Here is a 23343-nt window from a genome sequence, read left to right on the forward strand (position 1 = left end):
TGCGGGCGACCGCCTTGAGGTGGCGGGCGCTGCTGTTGCTGGGTACGGCGCTCTTCATGACCATCCTGGACCTGACCGGCCTGTTTGTCGTGATCGAACGGCGGTCCAAGGCGACGCTGGTGCCGTTCGGGGTCCTGCGGTCACGTTCCCTGACTGTCGTCGGTGCTCTGGTCTGCCAGCGGGTTGTGACCAGGATCGGCGTGCGTCCGGTCGCGACCGTCGGGCGGGCGTGGGCACCGCCACCGTCTGTGCGCAGATCGCGGCGTTCACCGGTGTCGCCGAACGGCACTCCGGTCTGCCCCTCGGACTCGCCGATACCTGCTTCGCGGTCGGCGCCGCCCTCGGCGTAGCCATCGCCGGCAGCGTTGTCGCCGCGCATGCACCCACGCCTGGGATCGCCGCGCCGCAGACGCTGGTTCCCGGGCATCAGGCCGCGTTCGGCATGGTCGCCTCGTCGCGGCACTGGACGTGGTCATCGCTCTGGCCATGCTCGGCAAGCGATCGGCACCGGTCGCCAAGGAGACCGCGGCGCCTCCCCGCTGACCGAATCGTGACCGACCGCATTCCCGCCTGACCCATTGAGGAGCTTCCATGTCCGACTGTGACCCGGTCGCCGAGATCGGCCCCTTCAGCGACTCCGGCGCCGATGTGATCCCCTGGCCGGTCGCACGGCGTGAGCTGGAGCAGGCGCGACTGTTCTGGCTGTCCACCGTCCGCCCCGACGGCCGACCTCACGTGACACCGCTACTGGCCGTCTGGACCGGCGGCGCCCTGTACTTCGCTACCGGCGACCAAGAGCGCAAGACGCGTAACCTCCGCACCAACGACCACTGCGTCATGACGACCGGCACGAACGTCCTGGACGGGATCGACATCACCATAGAGGGGCGTGCCGAGCTGGTGTGCGACCCGGCTGAACGCAGCACCACCGCCGACGCCTACGAAAGCAAGTACGGTGACCTCCTGACCAGCTCGGACGGCACCTGGCATGGCCTCGGTGACACCATCCGCTCCGGCAAGGTTCTGCTGTACCGCATCGATCCGGAGGTCGGATTCGCTTTCGGCAAGGGCGAGACGTACAGCCAGATCCGCTACCGCTTCCAGTGCTGACCGTTGATTTCGCGGCCGCGTGTCAGGCGGCCGTGCACCGGCCACCGTCGCAGGAGGAGGATGTCGGGCTCGCTCTCGCGACTCCAGCACGACGTGCACAGACCGCTCCGGCGGACCTGGCGGTTGGTCCAGAAGGCGAGTTCGACCCCGGACCGATGGGCCCCTCGGCCATCGTCCGGCAGGTGCCACCACGCGGGCGCGGCCAGCACGGTGGCCCAGGTGCGGCCCCGGTGCCCGGTGCGGAGGTCGCGGCGAGGTTGAGGCGGACTCCCATGTCGAGGTTCACCTCACCGTAGGGCCGGACGTGGGGCCAGAACAGCGGGGTAAGGCCGCGCCGGTCGGCGGGCGTGAGGAGGTCCACCCACTCCGGTTCGCCGAGGATGTCCTGACGCATCAGGGTGTTCACGTGATCCGCAGGCACAGCAGGAACATCTCCTGCTCGTCGCGCCGTTGGAGGCCGCCATCACGTTCAGGCCCTGCTCGATCTCCCGCTGAAGGTCCCGCAGCCGCAGGTAGCGGGCCATTATGTGGAATCTGATTTGTCAAGCGTGGCACTCGAAGTTCGATGAGCTGTCGATCGGCTGGAACACCATCGACCCAACGGCTGCGATGACCGGCTGGGAGTGGTTCGAGCTGACTCCGGCGTGGTCCAGCGCCGACGAACGGCTTGAGCCGTGCGTCGGCCAGGAACTGGGCGAGGTTGCTCTCCTTGAGTGGCAGCCATCAGGTCGTGACACGGCGGCCGGCACCCTCGCGGTGGAGTTCGTCTTCGATGCGGGTCGCTTCCACATCGCCAACGCTCTTGATGAGAACAGCGTCGAGGTCGGCGACGCCCATCCAGAAGGGGTGCGGCACCCATTGGGCTCTGGCACGTAGCCCGATCAGGTCGGCCTTCGGTTGATCTCGATGACTGGCGGCAGGGGCGCCTGGGCCGGGGCGCTGATCTGCCGGGGAGTGGCCCCAGCGGGGGTGGAAACGTCGGCGAGCTGGCCGAGCAGCCGGTTCAGGGCAGCTTGGCCGTCGTCGACTGCGGCCCGTCCGTCGTCGGTGAGCGGGACAGCGGCGAGCATGCGCTGCAAGTTGTCCTCGGCCTCCAGCAGCAGCGCTCTGGAGGAGTCCTTCGGGGTGTCAGCCACAACGCCGGCGCCGGCTTGGACGGACCGGAGGGGGCGCGCCACGAGGTTCAGGTCTCTTCGACGCTCAGAGAAGGATGGCGGCCTGCTGGCCGCCATGCCAGCCGCCGATCCAGTGGTGTGACGGCGGCTGATCAGGGCGAGGCCAGCGCCTCTGTCGGGGCCAGGTGGCTGGCACGGATGGCGGGGTAGAGCCCAGCCAGGCCGCCGATCAGCAGGGTTGCGGCAAGACCGCCTACCAGTGCCCAGATGGGGATCACCATCGGCAGGGCCTGGATGGCCGCGTACACACCGGTCACCGCGATGCCCAGGGACAGGCCGCCGATACCGCCGAGACCGGACAGCAGCAGCGCCTCGGCCAGGAACTGGACGCGGATCTGCCCCTGCGTGGCGCCCAGTGACCGGCGCAGCCCGATCTCGGCCTTGCGTTCCAGGACCGCGATGACCATGGTGTTGGCCACGCCCACACCCCCGACGACCAGGGCGACCGCGCCGAGGCCGAGCAGCAGGCCGGTCAGGGCCCGGTCCGTCGCCTGGCGGGCGGCGAGCGCGTCGGATGGCCTGGACACGTTCACCTCGCCGGGCACCTGAGGCTTGGCGGTGGCGGCCAGCACGGCGCGCACCGCTTCCACGGCCGAGTCCTCGGTGCGGGTGTAGATCGTGGTCGGATGCCCATCGAACGACAGGTACCGTGCGGCAGCGGGCCAGCCGATCATCGCGGAGGAGTCCAACTCCGGCGCGAGCGGTGCCGCGTCCAGCATCCCGATGACGGTGAACCAGTGTCCACTCAGGTACACCTGCCGTCCCAGCTCTGTGACGCCCAGTCGTTCAGCCGCTGTCGAGCCCAGCACGACGGCTGGGTACCGGGCCGTCGCGCCGTTGAGCCAGGTGCCTCGCGCCACAGCCGCCCCGACGAGATCGGGGACGGTCAGCTCTGTGGCGACGACGGCGATGCCGCCGCTCTCGGCCGCAGGGATCCGATCGTTGCGGTAAACGTGCGCGTCGGGCAGCAGCGCGGTAGCGGCGGCACCTGTCACCGGGCGGATCCTGCGGATCATGGCCGCCGCCTCCTGCGGCAGCTGCGCCTGCTTGCCGAACACGGTCTGGCCCGGCGCGACCGTGAGCAGGTTGGTGCCGAGCCTGGCCAGGGTCCTGTCCAGCTCGGCTCGGCTGGAAGCGGAGATCCCGACGACCGACACCATCGCGGCGATCCCAATGGCGACGCCGAGGGCCGACAGGAGGGCGCGCAGCGGCCGGGTGCGCAGCCCGGCCCCGCCCACCCTGATCACGTCCCTGGCCGACAGCGCCGTCATGGCAGCATCCGCCCGTCCCGCATGCGCACCTGCCTGGGCAGGGCGTGCGCGATCTCCAAGTCGTGTGTGATCACCACGATCGTGGTCCCTGACGCGTTCAGCTCTCGTAGCAGCGCGAGCACGCCCGCGCCCGCCGCCGAGTCGAGGTTGCCCGTCGGCTCGTCGGCCAGCAGCAAGACAGGCCTGCGCACAGCCGCCCGTGCGATGGCCACGCGCTGCCGCTCACCGCCGGACAGCTCGTGCGGCCGGTGCCGTACGCGACGGCCGAGCCCCACCTGGTCGAGCGCCTCCAGCGCCCGGGCGCGCCGCCGCCCGAGCGGCACCCCTGCATACAGCAGTCCGTCGGCCACGTTGTCCAGCGCCGACGCGCCTGTGGTCAGGTGGAACTGCTGGAACACGAACCCGATCCTGGTGGCCCGCAACTCCGACAGGGCGCGGTCCGGCAGCGTGTCCACGTCCTGGCCGTCGAGGCGCACCCGGCCGCTGGTGGGCCGGTCCAAGGTGCCGAGGATGTGCAACATGGTGGACTTTCCCGACCCGGACGGGCCGACGATGGCCAGCAGCTCGCCCTTCTCGACCTCCAGCGAGACGTCATCCAGCGCGATGACGCCACCGGGGTAGGCCTTGGTGACGCCCTCGAGCCGCGCGATCATGTCGGCATCCCCACCTTCAGGCCGACGGTGAGCCCCTGGCCCGACACCTCGACACGCCCACCGGCGAAGAGCCCGGTCCGGACCGGAACGACCCGGCCGTCCGCGAGTTCGACGCCGTACCCGCCCTCGGACAGCGCCAGGAGCGCCGCGACCGGCACCGTGAGAACGTCCTTGCGCACCTCGGAGACGAGCCTCACATCGACCGCCGCCCGGTCGTAGCCGACGGCCCCGATCGCCACGGTCAGCTCCACCTTCGTGGTCGTGCCTCGCTGATCGGAATTGACCACGAACTGTGCCGTGGCGACCTTCCCCTGCACCTGCTCGCCGGCCGGTGTCCTGACCGCCGCCGCAGCGCCGATCTTGGCCAGCCGGTACTCCGTCTCGTCCAGCCGTACGGTGACCAAGTGCGCGGTCCCGGTGACAGTGAGAAGTGGAGAGCCTGGACGGACGAGCGTCCCGGGCGCTGCCGTCTGGTCGTTGACGCGTACGGCGTCCGGCTGGAAGACGACCCGACCGAGCTCGACCACGCCGGTCTGTTTGACGCCGAGGTCCTTCTGCCACTTGCGTACGGCCCGCGCGCTCTCCCCGCTGAATACGTCGTCGATGGTGAAACCGCGATAGCCGAGTTCGCGCAGGTTCTCTTCCAACTGCCGGACATCGGCCCCTCGCACGCCGGACCGCAGTGTCCGGTAGGCGGGCACCTTGCCGTACAAGAGCACGGTGGGGACCTGGTCGACCTTGAACAGCACGCCACCGCGCCGGACCGTCGAGCCGATGGCGGGGAGCGCGGTGACCGTGCCGGGAGCGGCCGCGGCTAGCGGGCGCTCCCGGCCGTAGCCCACGATCCCCGTGGCCGTCGTGGTGTCGGCCAGGTCCTGCTTGGTGACCTCGGCGAGAGCGGCGGGCACGGCGTCGCGGGCGACCGGTTCGTCTCCACGCCCGCCGAACACGATTACCGCGGTGGTGGCGCAGACCGCCGCGAGGATCAGCGACCCGGCCGCGAGCCGGCCGGTCATGCCGCGCGGCACTTTTCCATGGCGGCCTTGAACTTCGGGTCGTCAGGGTCGGCTCCGAGGGCGCCGACGTCCAGCTTGAGCCTTCCGCTGGAGTCGGGGTCGGGGAACGTGGGGTACCCGTTCTCGCGCATGCACCTGGCCTGCTTGCGCGCGCTGTCGAGATCTTGCGGATTCGGCTTGCCTCCCTGACCGCCGGGCAGGAGGTGACCGCACTTGGCCATCGCGGCGTCCATCTTCTTCTTCTCGGCGATGTCGCTGCTGACCTCGAAGCGGCCGTTGGTCGGGTCCTTGATGTCGACGCCCTCACCTCGCATGCACCGCGCGAAGGCCAGCTCGCCGTCGCCGGCGGCCGAAGGGCTCGCGGCCGCGCTCGCCGTGGCGCCGCTCGCGGTGGCGACCCTGGTCTCAGGTTGGGCGCCGCAGGCGGTAAGGACGAGGCCCATGGCGAGGAACCTGATCAGCGTCTTCGTCTTCATGGCCCGGAGTTCATCGCAGAGCCGATTACCGTGGCGTTAGCGCGAACGTTAACGGTGGCGATACACCCAACCGGATAGAACTCCTGAGCGTGCGTGTTCTGATCGTCGAGGACGAACCGGTGCTGGCCGACGGCATCGCCGAGTGGCTGCGTCGCGACGCGCTGGCCGTTGACGTGGTCAACGACGGCGGCTCGGCGCTCGAGCGGCTCGGAGTGAACGACTACGACGTGGTCATCCTTGACCGTGATCTGCCCGCCGTCCATGGCGACGACGTGTGCCGATCGATCGTGGAATCGGCCACACGAACCCGCGTTCTCATGCTGACCGCTGCTGCGGCCGTACGGGATCGGGTGGCCGGCCTCCAACTCGGCGCCGACGACTACCTGCCCAAGCCGTTTGCGCTGGCCGAGTTGTCGGCCAGAGTGCAGGCGCTGCTGCGGCGCACCGGGCCCGCCACGCCTCCGGTCCTCAGCCGCCGTGGCATCCGGATGGATCTGGCCAGGCGAGAGGTTTACCGCGATGGGCGTTACGTCGCGCTGTCGCGCAAGGAGTTCGCCGTTCTCGCCGAGTTGCTGCGCGCCGACGGGGCGGTGGTGTCGGCCGAGGACCTGCTGGAGCGGGCCTGGGATGAACACATCGACCCGTTCACCGGCGTCGTGCGGGTGACCATTCTGAAGCTGCGCCGCAAGCTGGAGGTTCCCGTGATCGACACCGTTCCCGGAGCCGGGTACCGGATCGCATGAACAAGCTCACGATCAGGGCCAGGCTGACCCTGGTGTACGCGGCGTTCTTCCTGGTGGGCGGAGTGGTGCTGCTCGGCGTGACGACCCTGCTGGTGTCCCAGCAGGTGCCGTCGGCCGTCAGTGGCAAGCACATCCTGTCGTCCACGCCGTCTGGACCGCCGATGGACGAGGGACGGCAGATGCTGAGCGAACGGATCCGTACGGCGACCACCACCTCGCTGATATCGCAGGGCGCGATCGGGTTGCTGCTGGTCGGCGCAGCCTCGGTGGGGTTCGGCTGGCTGGTGGCGGGCCGCGCGCTGCAGCCCCTGCACCGCGTCACCGAGACCGCGCGGCGGCTGGCCGTGGGCGCGGGGCGGGGACTGCACGAACGGATCGTCATGAACGGCCCGCAAGACGAGGTACGCGATCTGGCCGACGCCTTCAACCTGATGGTGGAGCAACTGGACGCGGCCTTCGACGGACAGCGCAGGCTGGTGGCCAACGCCTCTCACGAGTTGCGCACCCCGCTGGCCATGAACAGGACGCTGGTGGAGCTCGCGGTCAGCAGGCCGGGTGCCTCGGAGGACTGCATCCAGCTCGGCACGTCGTTGCAGACCGTCAACGAACGGCACGAACGGCTGATCGACGGCCTGCTCACGCTGGCCGACTCCGAGCACGGCATCACCGAGCGCACCCCCGTCGATCTGGCCGACATCGCCGGCCACGTGTGCGACCAGCGCGGCGTGCCCTGCGACGGCGCGGCCGCTGCGGTCACCAGAGGCGATCCGATCCTGCTTGAACGGCTGGTACAGAACCTGGTCGAGAACGCCGTCGAGCACAACGTGCCCTCCGGGCTCGTCTCCGTGACCACGAGGACCATCGGCGAGGACGCGGTGCTGACTGTGGCCAACTCGGGGCCTGTTGTGCCGCACTACGAGATCGAGTCGCTGTTCCAGCCGTTCCGGCGGCTCAACCGCGAGCGTACCGGCGGTGGGAGAGGGTTCGGCCTCGGCCTGTCCATCGTGCGCTCCATCGCCCGCGGTCACGGCGGCTCGGTAACGGCCGTCCCTCGACACGGCGGCGGCCTGGTGGTGACCGTACGGTTGCCCGGCCCAGGCACCGCCTCGCCGCGAGAGGCCGTGTGACGCACACGGCCGGCTATCTGCTGGCGGAGCTACCCAATTGCCTGACCTGCGGGAACATCGCAGATGGCGGCCGGTGAGGTCAACCTTAACGGCACCCCGGCGCCGGCGCCGGCCCCGCCCTCCTCCCAACCGGCGGAGCACCGTCAGGGCGAGCAGGACCGGGCGGGCGGCTCCATCCCGCCGAGGCGCCTGCTGCCGCACCCTGTTCAACTGGGGTCAGGTGACCGATCGCGCCACCAGAGCCATGGCCTGCCGCATGGCGTTCCGTACCTCGCCGGGTCCGTCGCCGCGCTGCAGCGCGGTCAGTGCGGATGCGCTGACCGCGCCCACCATTGCGCCGACCAGGGCGGAGGCGGTGATCGTGTCGAGTCTGTCGGGGAATGCCCGCTGCAGAGCCTGGGCCAGTTCGGCCTGCGCCGTGAGGTATCGCTGAAGCAGCCGGGCCTGTAGCGCCGGCACCGAGGCCGCCAGCCGTGCCCGCAGTGCGGCGAGCCCGCTGGGGAGGTCGCTGTCCCAGGTATCGGCGATCATCTGGTCCATCGCCCGCACCAGCACCTCAGGCAGCCCTTCCCCGGCGCGGCGCTCGGCGATCGCCTGCAGCGCCAGATCGACGCGCACGTCGGCATTGGCCAGAAGCACATCCTCCTTGGTCTGGAAGTGGAGGAAGAAGGTGCGGGGGGAGACCTCCGCGGTGTCGGCGATCTCGGCCACCGTCACCTGGTCGTAGCCCTTGTCCTCGAACAGGCGCACCGCCGCCTCGATCAGTGCCTGCCGGGTGCGCTGCTTCTTGCGCTCTCGCAGTCCGTGCTTCTCCACCACGCAGGGCAGTCTATGACATCTTCTGAATTAATGCATACTGTGAATTAGTGCATAGACTGTAGTCAGTGGAGGGAGATCATTCATGGGAAGTCTGGACGGACGCGTCGTCCTCATCACCGGAGCGGGGCGCGGCATCGGGCGGGAAGAGGCGCTGTTCTTCGCCGCCGAAGGCGCCAAGGTCGTGGTCAACGACCCCGGCGTCGCCATCGACGGCACGGGCGGCGACGCAGGCGTAGCCGCGAAGGTCGTCGCAGAGATCATCGCGCGCGGCGGACAGGCCGTGGCCAACACCGACAGCGTCACCGACTGGGACGGCGCCCGCCGCATGGTGGAGACGGCTCTGGAGTCCTTCGGCGACCTGCACGTCGTGGTCAACAACGCGACCATCGAACGGAACATGGGCCTGACCGACCTGTCGGAGGAGGACTTCGACGACGTCGCGGCCGTCAAGCTGAAGGGCACCTTCGCGGTGACGCACTGGGCGGCCCGTCACTGGCGCGACCGGTATCAGGCAGGGGTCCACGCCGACCGCGCCGTGGTCAACACCTCCTCCGGTTCCGGGCTGCTCAACCCCCTGCCCGCGCAGGTCTCTTATGCGGCAGGCAACGCCGGGGTCGCGGCGCTGACCACCGTGGCCGCCCTCGAACTCGGCCGGTACGGCGTGCGGGTCAACTGCATCTCGCCCTCGATGGCCCGGACCCGCCTCACTCTCGCCGTTCCCGGCATGAGCGAGGAACCGCCGGCGGGCCGGTTCGATCCACTGCACCCGGCCGCCTGCGCACCTGTCGCCGCCTACCTGGCCGGCGCGGCCTGCCCGCTCACCGGCCAGCTGCTGTCGGTACGGGGCGGAACGGTCACGGTCAATCATGGCTGGTCCCTCGGCGCCCACATCCACAAAGACGGGCTGTGGAGCGTGGCGGAACTGGCCGAGAAGGTGAAGGAACTGCCGATGGACGACCCGTTCGACAAGCTCGCCCAGGCCCTGACCGGCGCACTCGGCACCATCGGACGCGATCAACTCCAGGAGATGATCAACGCCCTGCTTGACCAGGGAGTCCACTCCGACGCGGCCTCCGCATGACGCGATGAACCACGTCCCGGACCGCGCGGTCCGTGGACGGGTGCCTGCATGGCCCAGCCGAGCTTCGTGGCCGGACGCCGTTTCGACGCCAGCGCAGGCCGGTCGGCTGACTGTGGGCGCGCGGGACGTTCAGCGGGCGAGGGTGATCTCGGCCAGTTCGCGGAAGTCGCGGCGGCGGCCGTCGAGGTCCGCCGCGGCGAACGCGGTCTCGCCGAGGCGCTCGCGCGCCTGTCCGGCGATGCGGGCGGCGTCCGGCAGCGAGCGGTCCGGCGTGCCGCGCACCGCCTCGCTGGCCGCGATCAGCCGGACGGCCTGCTCGTCCTGGCCCTCGCGCAGCGCGACGTCGGCGATCCCGACCAGCGCCTCGGCGATGGTCGGCGGGAACATGTTCTCCACGGCCGCGTCGAACGCCCTGCGCCGGTACGCGCGGGCCTGCTCGACGTCGTCGGCGAGGTAACCGTACAGGTCCATGATCGTGGAGCGGACCGAGCCGACCATCTCGTCGTTGGACAGCACCGCCTGGACGGTGGCCAGGTGCTCGCGCACCCGGTCCGCCTCGCCGCGCCAGCGCGCCAGCTTCGCCTGCCCGAGCGCCAGCTCGGCGAGGGAGTCGGGCCAGACGATCCCGTCGGCGTGCCGCTGGGCCTCGGCCATGGCGGCGGCGCTGGCCCGCTCGTCGCCGAGCAGCCAGTGCAGCTGGGCCAGCCGGGCCCACACGCCCACGACGTCCTCGGTCGCGCCCACCTCGGTCTGCGCCACGGCGCCCTCTTCGTAGTACTCGCAGGCACGGGCGAACTCGCCGCGCATGGCGAGCCGATCGGCCAGGAAGGTCAGCGCCAGGGAGATGCCCATGCGGTCGCCCAGCGCGCGGAACTCGGCGAGCGCGGTCTCGGCGTCGAGATCGACGTCGGTCTCGTCGCCGCCGAGCGTGAGCCGGAACCGGCCGCCGGCCAGCCTGCCCTGCGCCCGCACCCAGGGGTCGGCGTCGGCGATCAGCGGCTCGAACGCGGGCAGGAACGCCGCCGGGCCCTGCAGCGTGCGCTCCAGCAGCGCGGCGAACCCGAGCAGCGGCTTGCGGGACCCGCTGCGCAGGGCCAGCCGGTGGGCCTCCTGGATCCACTCCCGCGCCTGGAACTGGTCGCCGCCCACACCGGACGTCACGAACATGGTCACCATGAGGTACGCCATCGCCCGCACCTCGTCGGGCACCTCGCCCTCCAGCCCGGACGCGGCGATGCTCAGCTCGGCGCCCTCGGCCCGGTGGCCGCTGAGGAACCAGTAGTAGCCGGCCGCCCCGACCAGCCGCATCGCCTCGTACGCCCACCCCTCGGCGATCGCCCCGCGCAGGGCCGTGATGATGTTGTCGTGCTCGGCGTCGAGCACGGCCAGCCACTCCAGCTGCTCGGCCCGGCGCAGGTGCGGGTCGGCGGTCTCGGCCAGCTCGGTGAAGTGGGCCAGGTGCGCCCGCCGCGCCGCCTCGGACTCCCCGGACTCGGCCAGCCGCTGGGCCGCGTACTCCCTGATGGTGTTGAGCATCCGGTAGCGCGGGGCGCCCTCGTCGTCGGCCAGCAGCAGCGACTTCTCGGTCAGCGCGGTGAGCACGTCGAAGACCAGCTCACCGGCGGACGCCTCGTCGCCGCACACGCGTTCGGCCGCCTCCAGGCTCGCCCCGCCGGAGAACACCGACAACCGGCGCAGCACGCCGCGCTCGGCCTCGCTCAGCAGGTCCCAGCTCCAGTCGACGACCGCGCGCAGCGTCCGGTGCCGGGCAAGCGCCGTACGGCTGCCGCTGGTCAGCAGGCGGAACCGGTCGTCGAGACGGCGGGCGAGCTGGTCGACCGACATCGTGCGCAGCCGGGCCGCGGCCAGCTCGATCGCCAGCGGGTTGCCGTCGAGCGCCCGGCAGATCCGCGCCATGGCCGCGAGGGTGGGGGCGTCTGAGCCGATGTCCTTGCGCACCAGGTCCGCGCGGTCGCGCAGCAGCCGCACCGCGGGCGAGGACCCGCTCTCGGCCGGCGAGGAGCCCTCGGCGGGCAGCGTGAGCGGCTCGACCTGCCACAACACCTCGCCGGTGATGCCGAGCGGCTCGCGGCTCGTCGCCAGGACGCGCAGGCCGCGGCACTCGCCCAGCAGCCGGTCCGCGAACGACGCGGCGGCCTCGATGACGTGCTCGCAGTTGTCCAGGATGAGCAGGATCGAGCGGTCGCGGATGGCGGTGATGAGCCGGTCCATCGGATCGCCGCCGCGCCCGCCGCCGAGCATGCCCTGGTCGCGCAGGCCGATCGTGGTCAGGGCGGCCTGCGCCAGCTCGCCGCCGGCCCGGACCGGGGCCAGCTCGACCAGCCAGGCGCCGTCGGGCAGCTCGGGGAGCATCGTACGGGCGGTCTCGGTGGCCAGCCGCGTCTTGCCGCAGCCGCCCGCCCCCGTCAGGGTGACCAGGCGGTACCTGGTGGCCAGGTCGGCGACCGCGGAGACGTCGTCGTGCCGGCCGACGAAGCTCGTCAGCTCGGCACGCAGGTTGGTCCTGCGGTTGTCCGTCCGCTCCCCCACCTCGCCGCGCAGCAGCGCGGTGTGCAGCTCCGACAGCTCGGCCGACGGGTCGGCGCCCAGCTCGTCGGCCAGCCGCTCGCGGGTGCGCTGGTAGAGGGTCAGCGCCTCGTTCCCGCGGCCCGCCTCGGCCAGCGCCCGCATCAGCGCCGCCACGAACCCCTCGCGCAGCGGGTACGCGGCCACCAGCCCGGTCAGCTCGGTGACCAGCTCCGCGCCCCGGCCGAGCCGCAGGTCGGCGTCGATGCGGTCGCCGAGCGCGGCGACGTGGAGGTCGTCGAGCCGGGTGACCACGGCGTCGAAGGCGTCGCTGTCCTGCATCGCGATGTCCGCCATGGGGGCGCCGCGCCACAGTTCCAGGGCACTGCGCAGCAGGTCGGCGCGGGCGGCGGGCGCGGCGGCGCGGGCCTGGACGATCAGCTGCTCGAAGCGGCACACGTCCACCGCCTCGCGCGGCACGGCCAGCCGGTAGCCGCCGGAGTCGGCCTCGATCACGCCGTCGGGCAGCACCCTGCGCAGCCTGGACACCAGCGCCTGCAGGGCGTTGACCTCGTCGGCGGGCGGCCGCTCCCCCCAGATCCAGTCGATCAGCCGCGCGCGCGTGACGATCCGGCCGGGCTCCAGGGCGAGGGCGGCGAGCAGCGCGCGCAGCCGGACACCGGGAACCTCGACCACGGCCCCTTGGGCGTTCCGGACCTCGAAGGGCCCCAGCAATCCGACTCGCACACCGCAATTGTGCCGGAACCAGGACAACGCCCGGCCCATCCCCGCCCGTCCACCCCCTGGAACCGGTCCCCCGGGGTCAGCCGTCGGCCTTGCGGCTGAGGTGTTCCCAGGCGCGGTACTCCGCGGTGCGGGCCTCGTCCATCTGCTGGACGAGGTCGTACGAGCGGCTGCCGACGATCAGCCGGCGCGGTGGCTCGGGCAGGTCCACGAGCTCCATGACGACGGGCGCGGCGTTGCTCGGCGGCGGGCCGGCGTCCTCGCCCCACATGGCGGCCAGCTCGGCCCGCAGCTCGTCGTAGACCGGATCGGGCTCGGTGACCGTGGTGCCCAGCGTGAACAGGCCGGTGTCGTAGCCGCCCATCTGCAGGTTGGTGACCTTGACGCCGAACGGCGCGAGCTCCATGGCCAGCGCCTGGGTGACCGAGTCGAGCGCCGACTTGCCCGCCGCGTACAGGCCGACCGAGGCCATGCCGCCGCCCGCGCCCATCGAGGTGACCTGGAGGATGTGCCCCGACCCCTGGGCCCGCAGGTACGGCGTCACCGCCTGGGTGACCCAGATCGCGCCGAACAGGTTCACGTCGAAGTGCGCCCTGATCTGCTCCTCCGTGGCCTCCTCCAGCATGCCGAAGAGCATGCCGCCGGCGTTGTTGACCACGACGTCGAGCCTGCCGAACGCGGCCGCCGCCTTGTCCACGCCCTCCCGCACCGCGGCGCGGTCGGAGACGTCGAGCGGCAGCCGGACGAGCGAGCCCGGGTGCCGGGCCTCCAGCTCGGCCAGTGGGCCGACGTCGCGGGCGGCGGCCACGACGCGGTCGCCCCGGTCCAGAGCCGCTTCGGTGAACGCCCGGCCCAGCCCTCGGGACGCACCAGTGACGAACCAAACGCGCATGCGCTCTCGCCTCCTTCTCCGTTCAAGACGAGACGGTCCGTCTCGTCACATGTCCGTCAGTGTGCCAGTAAGGACCCGTGACTTGTCAAGACGGACCGTCTCGTCTCGTTGATGGGCTATGATGGGCGGCGTGAAACAGCCCGATCCCGCGCGCCGCAGCGAGCGCTCCCGGCAGGCGATCCTCCAGGCCGCCAGGGAACTGGTGTCCGAGGTGGGTTACGCCAAGGTCTCCGTCGAGGCGATCGCCGCGCGGGCCGGCGTCGGCAAGCAGACGATCTACCGGTGGTGGCGGTCCAAGGGCGCCGTGGTCTTCGACTCCTTCCTCGCGCTGAGCGAAGGCGGCCACGGCGACGAGGGCGTGACGCTGCCCGACACGGGCGACATCGAGGCCGACCTGAAAACCGTCATGCGGGCGACCGTGGCGGAGTTCGCCGACCCCGGCTTCGAGGCGCCGATCCGGGCGCTCAATCTGGAGATCGTCGCCGACCCCGAACTGGCCGCCCAGTACCGCGAGAAGCTGGCCGGCCCGGTCGACGAGGCCAAGAAGGCCCGCCTGCGCAGCGCCCAGCTGGCCGGCCAGCTCGCCCCCGACGCCGACCTCGACCTCGCGCTCGAACTGCTCTACGCCCCCCTCTACCAGCGCTGGCTCCTGCGCTCCGGCCCGCTCACCCCGCAGTACGCCGACGCGCTGGTCGACCTGGCGCTCAAGGCGCTGCGCCCCTGAGCCGCGGCCGGGTCCCCGGGTCTCACAGGACCCGCAGCAGGTCGGCCAGCGCCTGGAGCACGGCGTCGCGCCGTTCCTCGTGCAGCCAGCCGTGCCCGGCGTCGTCCAGCACCCGGTGCTCGCCGCGCGGGAAGGAGGCGGCCAGCTCGGCGTGCAGGGCGAGCTTGCCGGCGTTGATCTCCCGCAGCACGTCCTCCGGCCAGAGCTGGGACTGGGTGGCGTCCGCCCCCATGGCCGACAGCACGATCACCGGCACGTCGGGCGCCGGCGGCGCGGCCCTGAACTCCGCGGAGACCTCGTCGTAGAGGTTGCGGCCCTCCAGCCAGCCGGCGCGCCAGGCGGTCAGGTGGTGGTCGACCAGGGCCTCGCGCACGCCGTCCGGCCAGGCGGCCAGCAGCCGCTCGACGGCCGGACGGGCGGCGTCGAGCTGCTCCGGCGTCGGCTCGGGAAGCGCCTGCTCGCGCATCTGATCGAGCATCTCGCGCGCCTGCCGGGGCGCGCGGGCGGCCATGTCCTCGTGGAAGGGGTCGAGCAGCAGCAGCGCCGCGACGTCGCCGGGGAAACGGCGGGCGTAGTGGCGCGCGTACGCGCCGCCCAGGGAGTGACCGGCCAGCACGTACGGGCCGCGCACCCCCGCCGCCTCCAGCGCCGCGCGCAGCTCGTCGGTCACCTCGGCCGCGGTGCGGGGCAGCTCGACCGGCTCGCTCCAGCCGGTGCCCGCCCGGTCGTAGATGACGCTGGTCGTCAGCTCGGCTGCGCGGTCGTGCACGTTGAGGTAGTCCAGGCCGACGGCTCCGGCGCCGGGCAGGAACACCACGGGCGGGCCGCCGGCGCCCGAACGGTGCAGCATGATCCGGCGACCGCCGACGTCGTGCAGGCGGCCCAGCGGAGGGGCGTCCAGGGCGTGGTGGGTCATGATTCATCCTTTCTCAGGTTTGAGAAAGGTAGCAGGTGTGAGATCGTACGTCCATGGACACGGTGGACCTGCTTCTGCACCCCGTACGGCTGCGCATCGTGCACGCCATGGCGGGCGGCCGCACGCTCACCACCTCCGACCTGTGCGACCTGCTGCCCGACGTCTCCAAGGCCACCGTCTACCGGCACGTCGGCCTGCTGGCCGAGGGCGGCCTGCTCGACGTGGAGGGCGAGCAGCGCGTACGCGGGGCCGTCGAGCGGCGCTACCGGCTGCGCCCGGCGCGGGCGGCCATCGACGCCGGCACCGCCGCCGCGGCCTCGCGGGACGACCACCGCCGCGCGTTCGCCGTGGCCATGGCGGCCCTGCTGGCCGAGTTCGGCGCCTACCTCGACCGCGACCAGGCCGATCCGGCCGCCGACCTGGTCGGCTACCGGCAGCACGCCATCTGGCTCAGCCCGGACGAACGCGCCGCGCTGATCGCCGACCTGCGCGCCGCGCTGCTGCCCAGGATCGCCAACCCGCCCACGCCCGAGCGCACCCGCCACCTGATCAGCCCGATCCTGTTCCCGGCCGAGGAGCCGTCCGCCTGAGCCCCGTTCCCCCGGACGAGTTCAGCGGTAGCCGGTCAGGCCGTCCGCCAGTTCTTCCTCGTCGCCGTCCCGATGCGCGGACAGGGCCTGCTGCAGGGCGAAGGACGCGCGGATGACGGCGATGCGGGCGGCCATCGCGCCGTCCGACCAGCCTCCCAGCGTCAGCACCCGATCCAGGAAAGGCGTGCCGTAACCGGCCCCGACGGCCGCGAGGTCCTCGGCGGGATCGCCGATCGTCACCTCATCCCAGTCGATCACCCCGCTGAGCACCGGCAGCCCGCCGTCGTGCTCCCACAGGACGTTCTCCGCGCCGAGGTCACCGTGCACCACGGCGTCGGCGATGTCGGGAAGGCCGTCGAGCGCCGCGAGCTCCCGCTCGGCCCGCTGACGTCCGCGCCCGGACATGAGCCCGAACAGCTCGGCGCGGACGCCCGCCGTGAACTCCCGCCATCGATCCCGCGGCGCCGGCAGCGCCGCCCGCACGTCGTCCGCCGCGCCGATCCTGGCCAGTTCGCGCAGCAGCGCGACGTACTGCGCCGCCGCGGCCGCGGCCACCCGGGGATCTTCGAGGTCTCCCGCCTCCAGCGGGGCTCCGGGAACGCGGCTGAGGACCAGGAACGGCGGCTCGTCCGTGCCGGGAGCGCCGGCCTCCGGCAACGGCCGAGGCGTGCGGAAGCCGAGATCGAACCCGGCGAGCAGGCGCAGGACGGCGGCCCGCTGCGGCAGCCGGGCGGCCGCGGCCCCCGTGCGCGGCAGGCACACGACCCGATCCGCGCCGATCACCACCTGGTGGAACTGCCCTTGGCGAACGGTGAGGTGCTCCGGTTCGACGCCCGGCAGCAGCCGGCTCAGCAGAGCACGATTCATCTGCGGGACCTGCATGAGGTGCGAACCGTCCTTTCCGCGGCACGGGCGCGGTGCCCGCCGACCCCGGTCACAGTACTAGCGGGGCGGCGGCAGGGCTGTGAAGCGTTCGTGGGCGGCCTGGTCGCCCAGCCGGTCGAGGGCGGCCAGCCAGCACGCCCCGGCCGTGGCGTCGCGGGCGGTCGTCACCCGCCGCCCGGCCAGCCGGGCCAGGACGGCTGCGCGCACCGGGCCGTCCGCGGTCAGCACGCCGCCCGCCAGCACCAGCGGCCCGTCGCCGGACAGCCGGGCGGCCGTCGCGGTCAGCCGCCGGGCGGCCTCGGCGACGATGCCCGCCGCGCACTCGTCCCCGGCGGCGGCCGCCCGCGACACCAGCGGCGCGGCGGCGGCCACGAGCATCCGGTCGGCCTGGGCCAGCCGGACGATCCGGTCCGCCCGCCGCCGCGGCTCGCCCGTCACCCCGAAGTGCGCGCCCACCAGCTCCACCAGCGGCCCGTACGGCAGTCCGGGGCCCGGAGCGCGGCCCTGGGGACGGCCGTGGTCCGAGGGATCGCCGGGCCGGTCCAGGGCGCGGACGGTCGCGCGCACCCCCGCCCGGCCGATCCAGAACCCGCCGCCTTCGTCGCCCAGCAGCCACCCGAGCCCGTCGGCCACCGCGGTCACCGTCCGGCCGGAGAAGCGGGCCGCCGCGGCGCCCGTCCCGGCCAGCAGCAGCGTGCCGGACGGCGCGGCGGTCCCGGCCGCGTAGGCGATCTCCACGTCGCCGACCATGCGCGGCGGCGTGGCGATGCCGCACTCGGCCCAGGTCCGGCCCAGCGTCGCGGCGAAGGCGTCGTCGCCGCCCGCCACGCCGGCCACCGAGGCGGCCACCAGCGAGGGGTCCAGGCCGTGGAGCGCGCGGCGCAGGGCCTGCCCGATCGCCAGGCGGGCCGCCGCGGGCCCGTGCGCGGCCGGGTTGCCGGGACCGGCGGTGCCGTGCCCGAGCCTGGTGCCGTCCGCCGCGTGCACGGCGGCGCGGGTGGTGGTGCCGCCGGCGTCCACCCCGGCGAAGAGCGTCACCGGACCAGCCGCGCCGCGCCGGGCGCCAGCGTGAGGGTGCCGCCGCACGCCTGGTAGGAGCCGGTCGCCGGGTCGAACGCCTGCGTGATCCCGTCGAGCGTGACCTTCACCGGCCGGTCGAAGCGGGCGTTGCAGACCAGCCGCCGCTCGCCGTAGTGGCCGACCAGGACGTCGCCGGCGTGCTCGGCCGACGTCCACCCGGTCAGCTCGGCCGCCACCGGGCGCAGCCAGCGGGTGTTGAGGTCGCGCACGACGCCGTAGCGGTCAGTCGGCACGCCGTCGCCGCCGATGAGCGCCGGTTGGAAGCCCTCGCCGCGCGCCGGGTCGGGCGTCCAGTAGGTGAAGTACTGGATGCCGGTGTACCCGTAGGCCAGGGCGGTGTTGACCTGCCAGGCCAGCTCCGCGGCCGACGGCTCGCGGTGGCCGTCGTAGGCCAGCGTCTGGACGTACATCCAGGCCGGCAGCCCGGCCCGGCGGGCGTGCTCGCGCACGGTGGCCAGGTCGGCGAGGTAGCCCTCGTCGAACCCGCCGGTCAGGAACGGGTACCGGTCGAACGACAGCACGTCCGGCCGGACGACCCGGGCGAACTCCCCCACGTACGCGTCGTAGGGGCCGGTGGCGTGGCTGGGCAGCAGGTTGGCGTAGGCGAACGCGCCGGCCGCCCGCGCGGCGGCGACCCCGGCCCCCAGCCGCGGGAACTGCCCGGCCACCGGCTCGTCCATGAGGCTGAGGCCGCGGAAGGAGCGGAACGGGCGGTAGTCCTCGACGACCTGGGCGATCAGCGGCGCCGGGTCCACGTCCAGGTCGCGCATGAGCACGTCCACCCGCGGGTCGGAGGCGACCAGCATGCCGAGCCCGGCCTCCTCGGCGCGGGCCAGGGCGTGCCGCAGGATGACCCGGTCGTTCAGGTAGTTGCCGGTGATGACCAGGTCGATCCCGGCCTCGGCGATCTCCCGGTAGCGGGCGGCCGTCGTCTCGTGGGGCGGGGGCGGCCAGAAGGCGGCGATCGTCAGGCTCACAGCGCGCCCGTCCTGATCCGGCCGGCGTAGCGGGCCACCAGGGCGTCGTTGTGCGCGTCGGAGCCGGGGATGTTGGCCGACAGGTAGACCGGCGGGACCGTGCCGTCCGCCTGGAGCTCGCCGATCGCCTCGGCCACCATGAGCTGCACGATCAGCGCCGAGGTGATCGAGGAGATGCCGCAGACCGGGCCGTGCTCGGTCGGCAGGACGGCGTCGCCGTACGGGGCCAGGTTGTCGATCACGATGTCGGCCAGCTCGAACAGCCGCTCCCCCGACGGATGCCGCGAGGTGATGGCGGTCGAGTGGGCCAGCGAGGTGATCGCGACGAGCGGCAGGCCGCGCTCCTTGACCAGCCGGGCCATCTCCACGGTCGAGCCGTTGCCGCCGGAGTTGGAGGCGATCACGAACGCGTCGGAGTCCTCCACCGTGTGCAGGGCCAGCACCTGGTGGGCGGTGCGGGGGTCGCGCTCGGCCAGCGGGTCGAACGCGCCGGGATCGGCCGAGCCCAGCACCACCGGGTCGCGCAGGGTGAGCCGGTTGGTCGGGATGAGCCCGCCCGCGCGCCCCGCCACCTCCAGCGCCGCCGCCTCCGAGTGTCCCGTGCCGTAGGCGTGCAGGACGCCTCCGGCGCGCACGGTCGCCGCGACCAGCGAGCCCGCGCGCCTGATGGCGGGCAGCTGCTCGTCCATCAGCCGGTCCAGCCGCGAGCGCGTCTCGTCGGCGAAGGCCATCACAAGATCCATCAAACTGTCCTCAACGGTTCATGCCGGCGGTGAGCCCGGCGACGATCTGGCGCGTGGCCAGGACGAAGAGCACGACCAGGGGGATCGTCGTCATCACCAGGCCGGCGAAGAGCGTGCCCCAGTCGTTCTGGAACTGGCCGAAGAAGTGGGTGAGGCCGACCGGCAGGGTCAGCTTGCTCTCGTCCCGCATCAGGACCAGGGGGTAGAAGAAGTCATTCCAGATCGGCACGAACTGGAAGACCACCACGGTCGCCAGCGCGGGCCGTACCAGTGGCAGCATCACGTGCCAGAAGGTGGCGAACGGGCCCGCGCCGTCCAGGGCGGCGGCCTCGTCGAGCTCGTGCGGGAGCTGGCGGAAGAACGCGGTCAGCACGAACACGTTGAACGGCACCGACCCGGCCGCGTAGACCAGCACCAGCCCGGCCAGCGAGTCCACCAGGCCCATGCTCTCCAGCAGGTAGAACAGCGGCAGCACACCCAGGTGGGCGGGCAGCGTCATACCCGAGACGAAGTAGGCGGCGAACAGCCCGCGCCCCCGGAACTCCCGGCGCCCCAGCGGGTACGCCGCCAGCAACGACACCACCGCGCCCAGCAGCACCGAGCAGACCACGACGATCGCCGAGTTCACCACGTACGTGGAGAAGGAGGCGTCGGTCCAGGCTTTGGCGTAGTTGCCGAGCCCGCTGGGCCAGCCGAGCGGCTGGTCGAAGATCTCGCTGGTCGGCCGGAGCGAGCTGAGCAGCATGACCAGCAGCGGCGACATGGACAGGACGGCGTAGCCCCACAGCAGGCCCCGGATCGCCACGGCCTTCACGACTTCCTCCTCAGGACCCGTTCGAGCAGCAGCGTCGAGCCGAAGATGAAGGTGAACATGAAGACCGCCAGCGCCGAGGACGTGCCCAGCGCGTTGACGTCGCCCGAGGCGAAGGCGGTCCGGTAGAACAGCAGGCCGAGCACGTCGGTCGCGCCCGCGGGGGCGCCGTTGGAGCCGCCCAGGGCGTAGACCAGGGCGAAGGTGCCCATGCTGCCGATGAAGCTGAGGATGGTCACGGTGGCCATGGCCGGCTTGAGCAGCGGCAGCGTGACGCGCCAGAACACCTGCCAGGAGCCGGCGCCGTCGGTCCTGGCGGCCTCGGCGTACTCCTGCGGGATGCCGCCGAGCGCGGCGCTGAACAGCAGCATCGGGAAGCCCACCCACTGCCAGCTGGTGATCAGGATGACGGTCGGCAGCGCGGTGGCCGGGTCGCCCAGCCACGGCATCGCCAGGCCCATCGGCTTGAGCAGCGCGTTGACCGGGCCGAAGGCCGGGCTGAGCAGCAGGGTCCACAGGTAGCCGATGACCAGCGGGTTGACCAGGTACGGCAGCGCGAACATGGTCTGCAGGGCCCGCTTGCCGCGCCGTACGCGGAACAGCGCCAGCGCGAAGGCCAGGCCCAGCGTGTTCTGCACCAGCATGGTGCCGGCGAAGAGCAGGAAGTTGTGCCCGAGCGCCGGCAGCAGCTGGTCCAGGAAGGCGCCGGACAGCAGGTTCGCATAGTTGTCCAGCCCGGCGGGCTGGTCGCGCAGGGTGCCCTTCCAGGAGAAGAAGCTGTAGGTCAGCCCGGTGAACAGCGGATAGACCACGAACGCCGAGTACAGGAGGAAGGCGGGGATCAGGAACAGGTACGACGATCCCCGCCGTGCGGCTAGAGCCATGTGGCCACGCTCTTGTCGAGCTGCTCGGCGGCCTCCTCGGCGCTGATGCGGCCCAGCAGCATCTCCTGCAACGCCTTGGAGAACACGGTGGCCGAGGTCGGGTTGCCGTAGGCGAACTCGTTCATGAAGTAGGTGCCGCCGCGCTGGGCGAAGGTGGCGGAGACCTCGTTGAGCAGCGGGTCCTTGGGGGTGACGCCGGGCACGGCGGAGAAGATGCGCAAGGTGTCGGTGTAGAGCTGGCCGTAGTCCTTGGAGGCGAGCCACGCGGCGAACTTCAGCGCCTCGGCCTTGTGCCTGGTCTTGACGTTGACGCCGTACGAGCCGTCGGTGAAGCCGGGCATGACGCCCTCCCCCTCGGGCGTGGGCGGGGTGAAGACGCCCAGGTCGACGCCCTTGGCGTGCTCGCCGAAGAAGTTCAGCTCCCACAGACCGCCGGGGAACATGGCCGCCTTGCCGGAGGAGAACAGGATCTGCGCGTCGGTGTAGGAGACGCCGGCCACGTCGTCGGGGAAGTACGGCTTGAGCTTGTTGAGCTGGTCGATGCCCTCGACGAAGCGCGGGTCGGCGAACTTCTTGCGCTTGGCCTTGACGTCGGCGATGAACGCGTCGCCGCCCCAGTGGGCGGTGCCGAAGATGCCGGCCACGATCGGCAGCATCCAGTCGTCCTTGCCGCCGAAGGCGAACGGCACGATGCCCTTGGCCTTGAGCTTGTCGGCCGCGGAGATCATGTCGGCGTACGTCTTCGGCGGGGTGAGGCCGTTGTCGGCGAAGATCTTCTTGTTGTAGATCACCTGGAGGGTCTGGACGGCGAACGGCACGCCGTAGACCTTGCCGTCCTTGTCGCCCTTGGCGTAGCGCAGGACCTTCTCGTCGTAGGCGGCCAGGCCGGGCACGTCCTTGGTGTCGAGCGGGAGCAGCCGTCCGGCCTCGACCAGCGGCTGGAGGTTGGCGCCGGCGCGCAGCCAGGCCAGATCGGGGCCGCTGTCGCCGGCCAGGCCGGTGGACAGGATGGTGTCGTACTCGGTGGCCGTGGTGAACGAGCGGGCGTCGACGTCGATGCCGGGGTGGAGCTTCTCGTACTCGGCGAACATCTTGTCGTAGTTCGCCTCGGGGCCCCAGCCCCAGACCGAGAGGGTGATCTTGCCGGAATCGGCACTCGTCGTGGCGGAAGGGGCACAGGCGGTGACCGCCATCGCCAAGGCGATAGCGGCGGCGGCGAGACGCATGGGGACTCCTAGCGTGGGGGCAGGCGGTGCTTGCCGACCGCGTCGGTGGCCGCGGTGAGCAGTTGGTTGCTGGTCTCGTGGGTGCGCTGGACGACGCCGATGTAGAGGCAGTCCAGGACGAGCATCTGGGTGTGGCGGGCGGCCACGCCGCCGGCGCGGAAGGGGGTGTCCTGTGCGGCGGTGGTCAGCACGATGTCGGCCACCTCGGCCAGCGGGCTGCGCGGGAAGTTGGTGACCGCGACGGTGGTGGCGCCGCGTCGCTTGGCGATGGTCAGGGGCTCGACCACTTCGGCCGTGGTGCCCGAGTGGGAGATCCCGAGCGCGACGTCGTCGCGGTCGCGGGCGTTGGCGCTGCAGACGGCGCTGTGCACGTCGGTCCACAACGCCCCGGGGCGGCCGATGGCGTGCAGGCGCAGGTGCAGGTCCATGGCCACGCCCGCGCTGCCGGCGACGGCGAAGAAGTCGATGAACCGGGCCCGTACCAGGGCATCGACCGCCCGGTCCACGGCCTGAAGGTCGAGCTGGGCCGCCGTCTCCTCCATGGCGCGCAGGTCGCTGGCCAGCAGGCTGCGCAGCACCAGGCTTGCGGGGTCGTCCGGGGAGAAGGCGATCAGGCCCTGCTCGCGCGGGGCGGCGTCGTTGCGGCCCAGTTCGGCGGCGAGCGCCAGCCTGAGCTCGGGGTAGCCGGCCAGGCCGAGCTGCCGGCAGAAGCGGGTGACGGTGGTGAGCGAGGTGCCGCACCGCTCCGCCAGCTCGCCGATGGTCGAGGCGGCCACGGTGGCGGGCTCGGCGAGGATCGTCTCGGCGATGCGCCGGTGGGTGGCCGTGAGGGTGGGCTCGATCCCCCGGATTCTGGCCAGGATCGGTGACATGG

At 72.1% G+C, this 23343-nt stretch carries 25 protein-coding genes; 8 read left to right on the forward strand and 17 right to left on the reverse strand.

The window, feature by feature from the left end; translation table 11 throughout:
- Positions 1-229: 229 nt before the first annotated feature.
- The 3 genes from AB0J46_RS24795 (at position 230) to AB0J46_RS24805 (ending at position 1986) form a co-directional block, all read left to right on the forward strand.
- A complete protein-coding gene (locus tag AB0J46_RS24795) occupies positions 230-574 on the forward strand; it encodes a hypothetical protein (protein WP_364335812.1) in 345 nt (114 codons plus the stop codon).
- 17 nt (positions 575-591) lie between these two features.
- The gene (locus tag AB0J46_RS24800; RefSeq protein ID WP_364335814.1) at positions 592-1110 is read left to right on the forward strand and encodes a pyridoxamine 5'-phosphate oxidase family protein; all 519 of its coding nucleotides are present in this window, start codon (positions 592-594) and stop codon (positions 1108-1110) included.
- A 525-nt stretch (positions 1111-1635) separates the two neighbouring features.
- Complete coding sequence (locus tag AB0J46_RS24805; protein WP_364335816.1) at positions 1636-1986, forward strand: hypothetical protein; 351 nt, start codon at positions 1636-1638, stop codon at positions 1984-1986.
- A 5-nt stretch (positions 1987-1991) separates the two neighbouring features.
- On the opposite strand, the gene AB0J46_RS24810 is transcribed toward AB0J46_RS24805, so the two are convergent.
- From AB0J46_RS24810 to AB0J46_RS24830, 5 genes are all read right to left on the reverse strand, one after another.
- The gene (locus AB0J46_RS24810; protein WP_364335818.1) at positions 1992-2246 is read right to left on the reverse strand and encodes a hypothetical protein; all 255 of its coding nucleotides are present in this window, start codon (positions 2244-2246) and stop codon (positions 1992-1994) included.
- Between the two features lie 131 nt (positions 2247-2377).
- Positions 2378-3556, reverse strand: a complete 1179-nt coding sequence (locus AB0J46_RS24815) for an ABC transporter permease (RefSeq protein WP_364335820.1) — start codon at positions 3554-3556, stop codon at positions 2378-2380.
- The gene (locus AB0J46_RS24820) at positions 3553-4209 is read right to left on the reverse strand and encodes an ABC transporter ATP-binding protein (RefSeq protein WP_364335822.1); all 657 of its coding nucleotides are present in this window, start codon (positions 4207-4209) and stop codon (positions 3553-3555) included. The genes AB0J46_RS24815 and AB0J46_RS24820 overlap by 4 nt, the downstream gene beginning before the upstream one ends.
- A complete protein-coding gene (locus AB0J46_RS24825) occupies positions 4206-5225 on the reverse strand; it encodes a peptidoglycan-binding protein (protein ID WP_364335824.1) in 1020 nt (339 codons plus the stop codon). Before AB0J46_RS24825 ends, AB0J46_RS24820 begins: the two co-directional genes overlap by 4 nt.
- Positions 5222-5701, reverse strand: a complete 480-nt coding sequence (locus tag AB0J46_RS24830; RefSeq protein ID WP_364335826.1) for a hypothetical protein — start codon at positions 5699-5701, stop codon at positions 5222-5224. Before AB0J46_RS24830 ends, AB0J46_RS24825 begins: the two co-directional genes overlap by 4 nt.
- 89 nt (positions 5702-5790) lie before the next feature.
- On the opposite strand from AB0J46_RS24830, the gene AB0J46_RS24835 reads away from it, so the two are divergent.
- Together AB0J46_RS24835 and AB0J46_RS24840 are read left to right on the forward strand one after the other, a co-directional pair.
- The gene (locus tag AB0J46_RS24835; RefSeq protein ID WP_364104525.1) at positions 5791-6444 is read left to right on the forward strand and encodes a response regulator transcription factor; all 654 of its coding nucleotides are present in this window, start codon (positions 5791-5793) and stop codon (positions 6442-6444) included.
- Positions 6441-7571, forward strand: coding sequence for a HAMP domain-containing sensor histidine kinase (locus tag AB0J46_RS24840; protein WP_364335828.1), 1131 nt, complete (start codon positions 6441-6443; stop codon positions 7569-7571). Before AB0J46_RS24835 ends, AB0J46_RS24840 begins: the two co-directional genes overlap by 4 nt.
- A gap of 216 nt (positions 7572-7787) precedes the next feature.
- On the opposite strand, the gene AB0J46_RS24845 is transcribed toward AB0J46_RS24840, so the two are convergent.
- Positions 7788-8390, reverse strand: a complete 603-nt coding sequence (locus AB0J46_RS24845; protein WP_364335830.1) for a helix-turn-helix domain-containing protein — start codon at positions 8388-8390, stop codon at positions 7788-7790.
- An 82-nt stretch (positions 8391-8472) separates the two neighbouring features.
- On the opposite strand from AB0J46_RS24845, the gene AB0J46_RS24850 reads away from it, so the two are divergent.
- Positions 8473-9471, forward strand: coding sequence for an SDR family NAD(P)-dependent oxidoreductase (locus tag AB0J46_RS24850; RefSeq protein ID WP_364335832.1), 999 nt, complete (start codon positions 8473-8475; stop codon positions 9469-9471).
- Between the two features lie 129 nt (positions 9472-9600).
- Here the strand turns inward: AB0J46_RS24850 and AB0J46_RS24855 are convergent, their stop codons facing one another.
- Together AB0J46_RS24855 and AB0J46_RS24860 are read right to left on the reverse strand one after the other, a co-directional pair.
- Positions 9601-12744, reverse strand: a complete 3144-nt coding sequence (locus AB0J46_RS24855; RefSeq protein ID WP_364335834.1) for a BTAD domain-containing putative transcriptional regulator — start codon at positions 12742-12744, stop codon at positions 9601-9603.
- 76 nt (positions 12745-12820) lie between these two features.
- On the reverse strand, positions 12821-13633 hold the full coding sequence (locus AB0J46_RS24860) for an SDR family NAD(P)-dependent oxidoreductase (RefSeq protein WP_364335836.1): 813 nt from the start codon (positions 13631-13633) through the stop codon (positions 12821-12823).
- Positions 13634-13754: 121 nt separating this feature from the next.
- On the opposite strand from AB0J46_RS24860, the gene AB0J46_RS24865 reads away from it, so the two are divergent.
- Positions 13755-14357 (forward strand): TetR/AcrR family transcriptional regulator, encoded by a 603-nt coding sequence (locus AB0J46_RS24865; RefSeq protein WP_364336165.1) that lies wholly within the window; start codon positions 13755-13757, stop codon positions 14355-14357.
- Positions 14358-14379: 22 nt separating this feature from the next.
- Here the strand turns inward: AB0J46_RS24865 and AB0J46_RS24870 are convergent, their stop codons facing one another.
- Entirely contained in the window at positions 14380-15273 is an 894-nt protein-coding gene (locus tag AB0J46_RS24870; RefSeq protein WP_364335838.1) for an alpha/beta hydrolase, read from the reverse strand.
- 53 nt (positions 15274-15326) lie between these two features.
- On the opposite strand from AB0J46_RS24870, the gene AB0J46_RS24875 reads away from it, so the two are divergent.
- Complete coding sequence (locus AB0J46_RS24875; protein WP_364335840.1) at positions 15327-15863, forward strand: helix-turn-helix domain-containing protein; 537 nt, start codon at positions 15327-15329, stop codon at positions 15861-15863.
- 21 nt (positions 15864-15884) lie between these two features.
- On the opposite strand, the gene AB0J46_RS24880 is transcribed toward AB0J46_RS24875, so the two are convergent.
- From AB0J46_RS24880 to AB0J46_RS24915, 8 genes are read right to left on the reverse strand one after another with little or no spacing between them, the layout of a single operon-like run.
- Positions 15885-16745, reverse strand: a complete 861-nt coding sequence (locus tag AB0J46_RS24880; RefSeq protein ID WP_364335842.1) for an aminoglycoside phosphotransferase family protein — start codon at positions 16743-16745, stop codon at positions 15885-15887.
- Positions 16746-16805: 60 nt separating this feature from the next.
- Entirely contained in the window at positions 16806-17786 is a 981-nt protein-coding gene (locus AB0J46_RS24885; protein WP_364335844.1) for a BadF/BadG/BcrA/BcrD ATPase family protein, read from the reverse strand.
- Positions 17783-18805 (reverse strand): hypothetical protein, encoded by a 1023-nt coding sequence (locus tag AB0J46_RS24890; RefSeq protein ID WP_364335846.1) that lies wholly within the window; start codon positions 18803-18805, stop codon positions 17783-17785. The genes AB0J46_RS24885 and AB0J46_RS24890 overlap by 4 nt, the downstream gene beginning before the upstream one ends.
- Complete coding sequence (locus AB0J46_RS24895; RefSeq protein WP_364335848.1) at positions 18802-19548, reverse strand: SIS domain-containing protein; 747 nt, start codon at positions 19546-19548, stop codon at positions 18802-18804. Before AB0J46_RS24895 ends, AB0J46_RS24890 begins: the two co-directional genes overlap by 4 nt.
- Positions 19549-19558: 10 nt before the next feature.
- The gene (locus AB0J46_RS24900; protein ID WP_364335849.1) at positions 19559-20362 is read right to left on the reverse strand and encodes a carbohydrate ABC transporter permease; all 804 of its coding nucleotides are present in this window, start codon (positions 20360-20362) and stop codon (positions 19559-19561) included.
- Positions 20359-21243: a sugar ABC transporter permease gene (locus AB0J46_RS24905; protein WP_358286874.1), complete on the reverse strand. Its 885-nt coding sequence runs from the start codon at positions 21241-21243 to the stop codon at positions 20359-20361. Before AB0J46_RS24905 ends, AB0J46_RS24900 begins: the two co-directional genes overlap by 4 nt.
- Positions 21234-22469, reverse strand: coding sequence for an extracellular solute-binding protein (locus tag AB0J46_RS24910; protein WP_364335852.1), 1236 nt, complete (start codon positions 22467-22469; stop codon positions 21234-21236). Before AB0J46_RS24910 ends, AB0J46_RS24905 begins: the two co-directional genes overlap by 10 nt.
- A gap of 8 nt (positions 22470-22477) precedes the next feature.
- Positions 22478-23341, reverse strand: coding sequence for a MurR/RpiR family transcriptional regulator (locus AB0J46_RS24915; RefSeq protein ID WP_364335854.1), 864 nt, complete (start codon positions 23339-23341; stop codon positions 22478-22480).
- Positions 23342-23343: the final 2 nt, after the last annotated feature.

This window comes from Nonomuraea sp. NPDC049758 (assembly GCF_040674635.1).
Lineage (GTDB): Bacteria > Actinomycetota > Actinomycetes > Streptosporangiales > Streptosporangiaceae > Nonomuraea.

Excerpts from the sequence above, each read along its gene's own strand:
- AB0J46_RS24880 (WP_364335842.1), bottom strand. The coding sequence starts at position 16,745 with ATGCAGGTCCCGCAGATGAATCGTGCTCTGCTGAGCCGGCTGCTGCCG.
- AB0J46_RS24805 (WP_364335816.1), top strand. The coding sequence starts at position 1,636 with ATGTGGAATCTGATTTGTCAAGCGTGGCACTCGAAGTTCGATGAGCTG.
- AB0J46_RS24895 (WP_364335848.1), bottom strand. The coding sequence starts at position 19,548 with ATGGATCTTGTGATGGCCTTCGCCGACGAGACGCGCTCGCGGCTGGAC.
- AB0J46_RS24860 (WP_364335836.1), bottom strand. The coding sequence starts at position 13,633 with ATGCGCGTTTGGTTCGTCACTGGTGCGTCCCGAGGGCTGGGCCGGGCG.
- AB0J46_RS24820 (WP_364335822.1), bottom strand. The coding sequence starts at position 4,209 with ATGATCGCGCGGCTCGAGGGCGTCACCAAGGCCTACCCCGGTGGCGTC.
- AB0J46_RS24915 (WP_364335854.1), bottom strand. The coding sequence starts at position 23,341 with ATGTCACCGATCCTGGCCAGAATCCGGGGGATCGAGCCCACCCTCACG.
- AB0J46_RS24825 (WP_364335824.1), bottom strand. The coding sequence starts at position 5,225 with ATGACCGGCCGGCTCGCGGCCGGGTCGCTGATCCTCGCGGCGGTCTGC.
- AB0J46_RS24840 (WP_364335828.1), top strand. The coding sequence starts at position 6,441 with ATGAACAAGCTCACGATCAGGGCCAGGCTGACCCTGGTGTACGCGGCG.
- AB0J46_RS24905 (WP_358286874.1), bottom strand. The coding sequence starts at position 21,243 with ATGGCTCTAGCCGCACGGCGGGGATCGTCGTACCTGTTCCTGATCCCC.
- AB0J46_RS24870 (WP_364335838.1), bottom strand. The coding sequence starts at position 15,273 with ATGACCCACCACGCCCTGGACGCCCCTCCGCTGGGCCGCCTGCACGAC.
- AB0J46_RS24875 (WP_364335840.1), top strand. The coding sequence starts at position 15,327 with ATGGACACGGTGGACCTGCTTCTGCACCCCGTACGGCTGCGCATCGTG.
- AB0J46_RS24800 (WP_364335814.1), top strand. The coding sequence starts at position 592 with ATGTCCGACTGTGACCCGGTCGCCGAGATCGGCCCCTTCAGCGACTCC.
- AB0J46_RS24830 (WP_364335826.1), bottom strand. The coding sequence starts at position 5,701 with ATGAAGACGAAGACGCTGATCAGGTTCCTCGCCATGGGCCTCGTCCTT.
- AB0J46_RS24910 (WP_364335852.1), bottom strand. The coding sequence starts at position 22,469 with ATGCGTCTCGCCGCCGCCGCTATCGCCTTGGCGATGGCGGTCACCGCC.
- AB0J46_RS24815 (WP_364335820.1), bottom strand. The coding sequence starts at position 3,556 with ATGACGGCGCTGTCGGCCAGGGACGTGATCAGGGTGGGCGGGGCCGGG.
- AB0J46_RS24865 (WP_364336165.1), top strand. The coding sequence starts at position 13,755 with ATGGGCGGCGTGAAACAGCCCGATCCCGCGCGCCGCAGCGAGCGCTCC.
- AB0J46_RS24850 (WP_364335832.1), top strand. The coding sequence starts at position 8,473 with ATGGGAAGTCTGGACGGACGCGTCGTCCTCATCACCGGAGCGGGGCGC.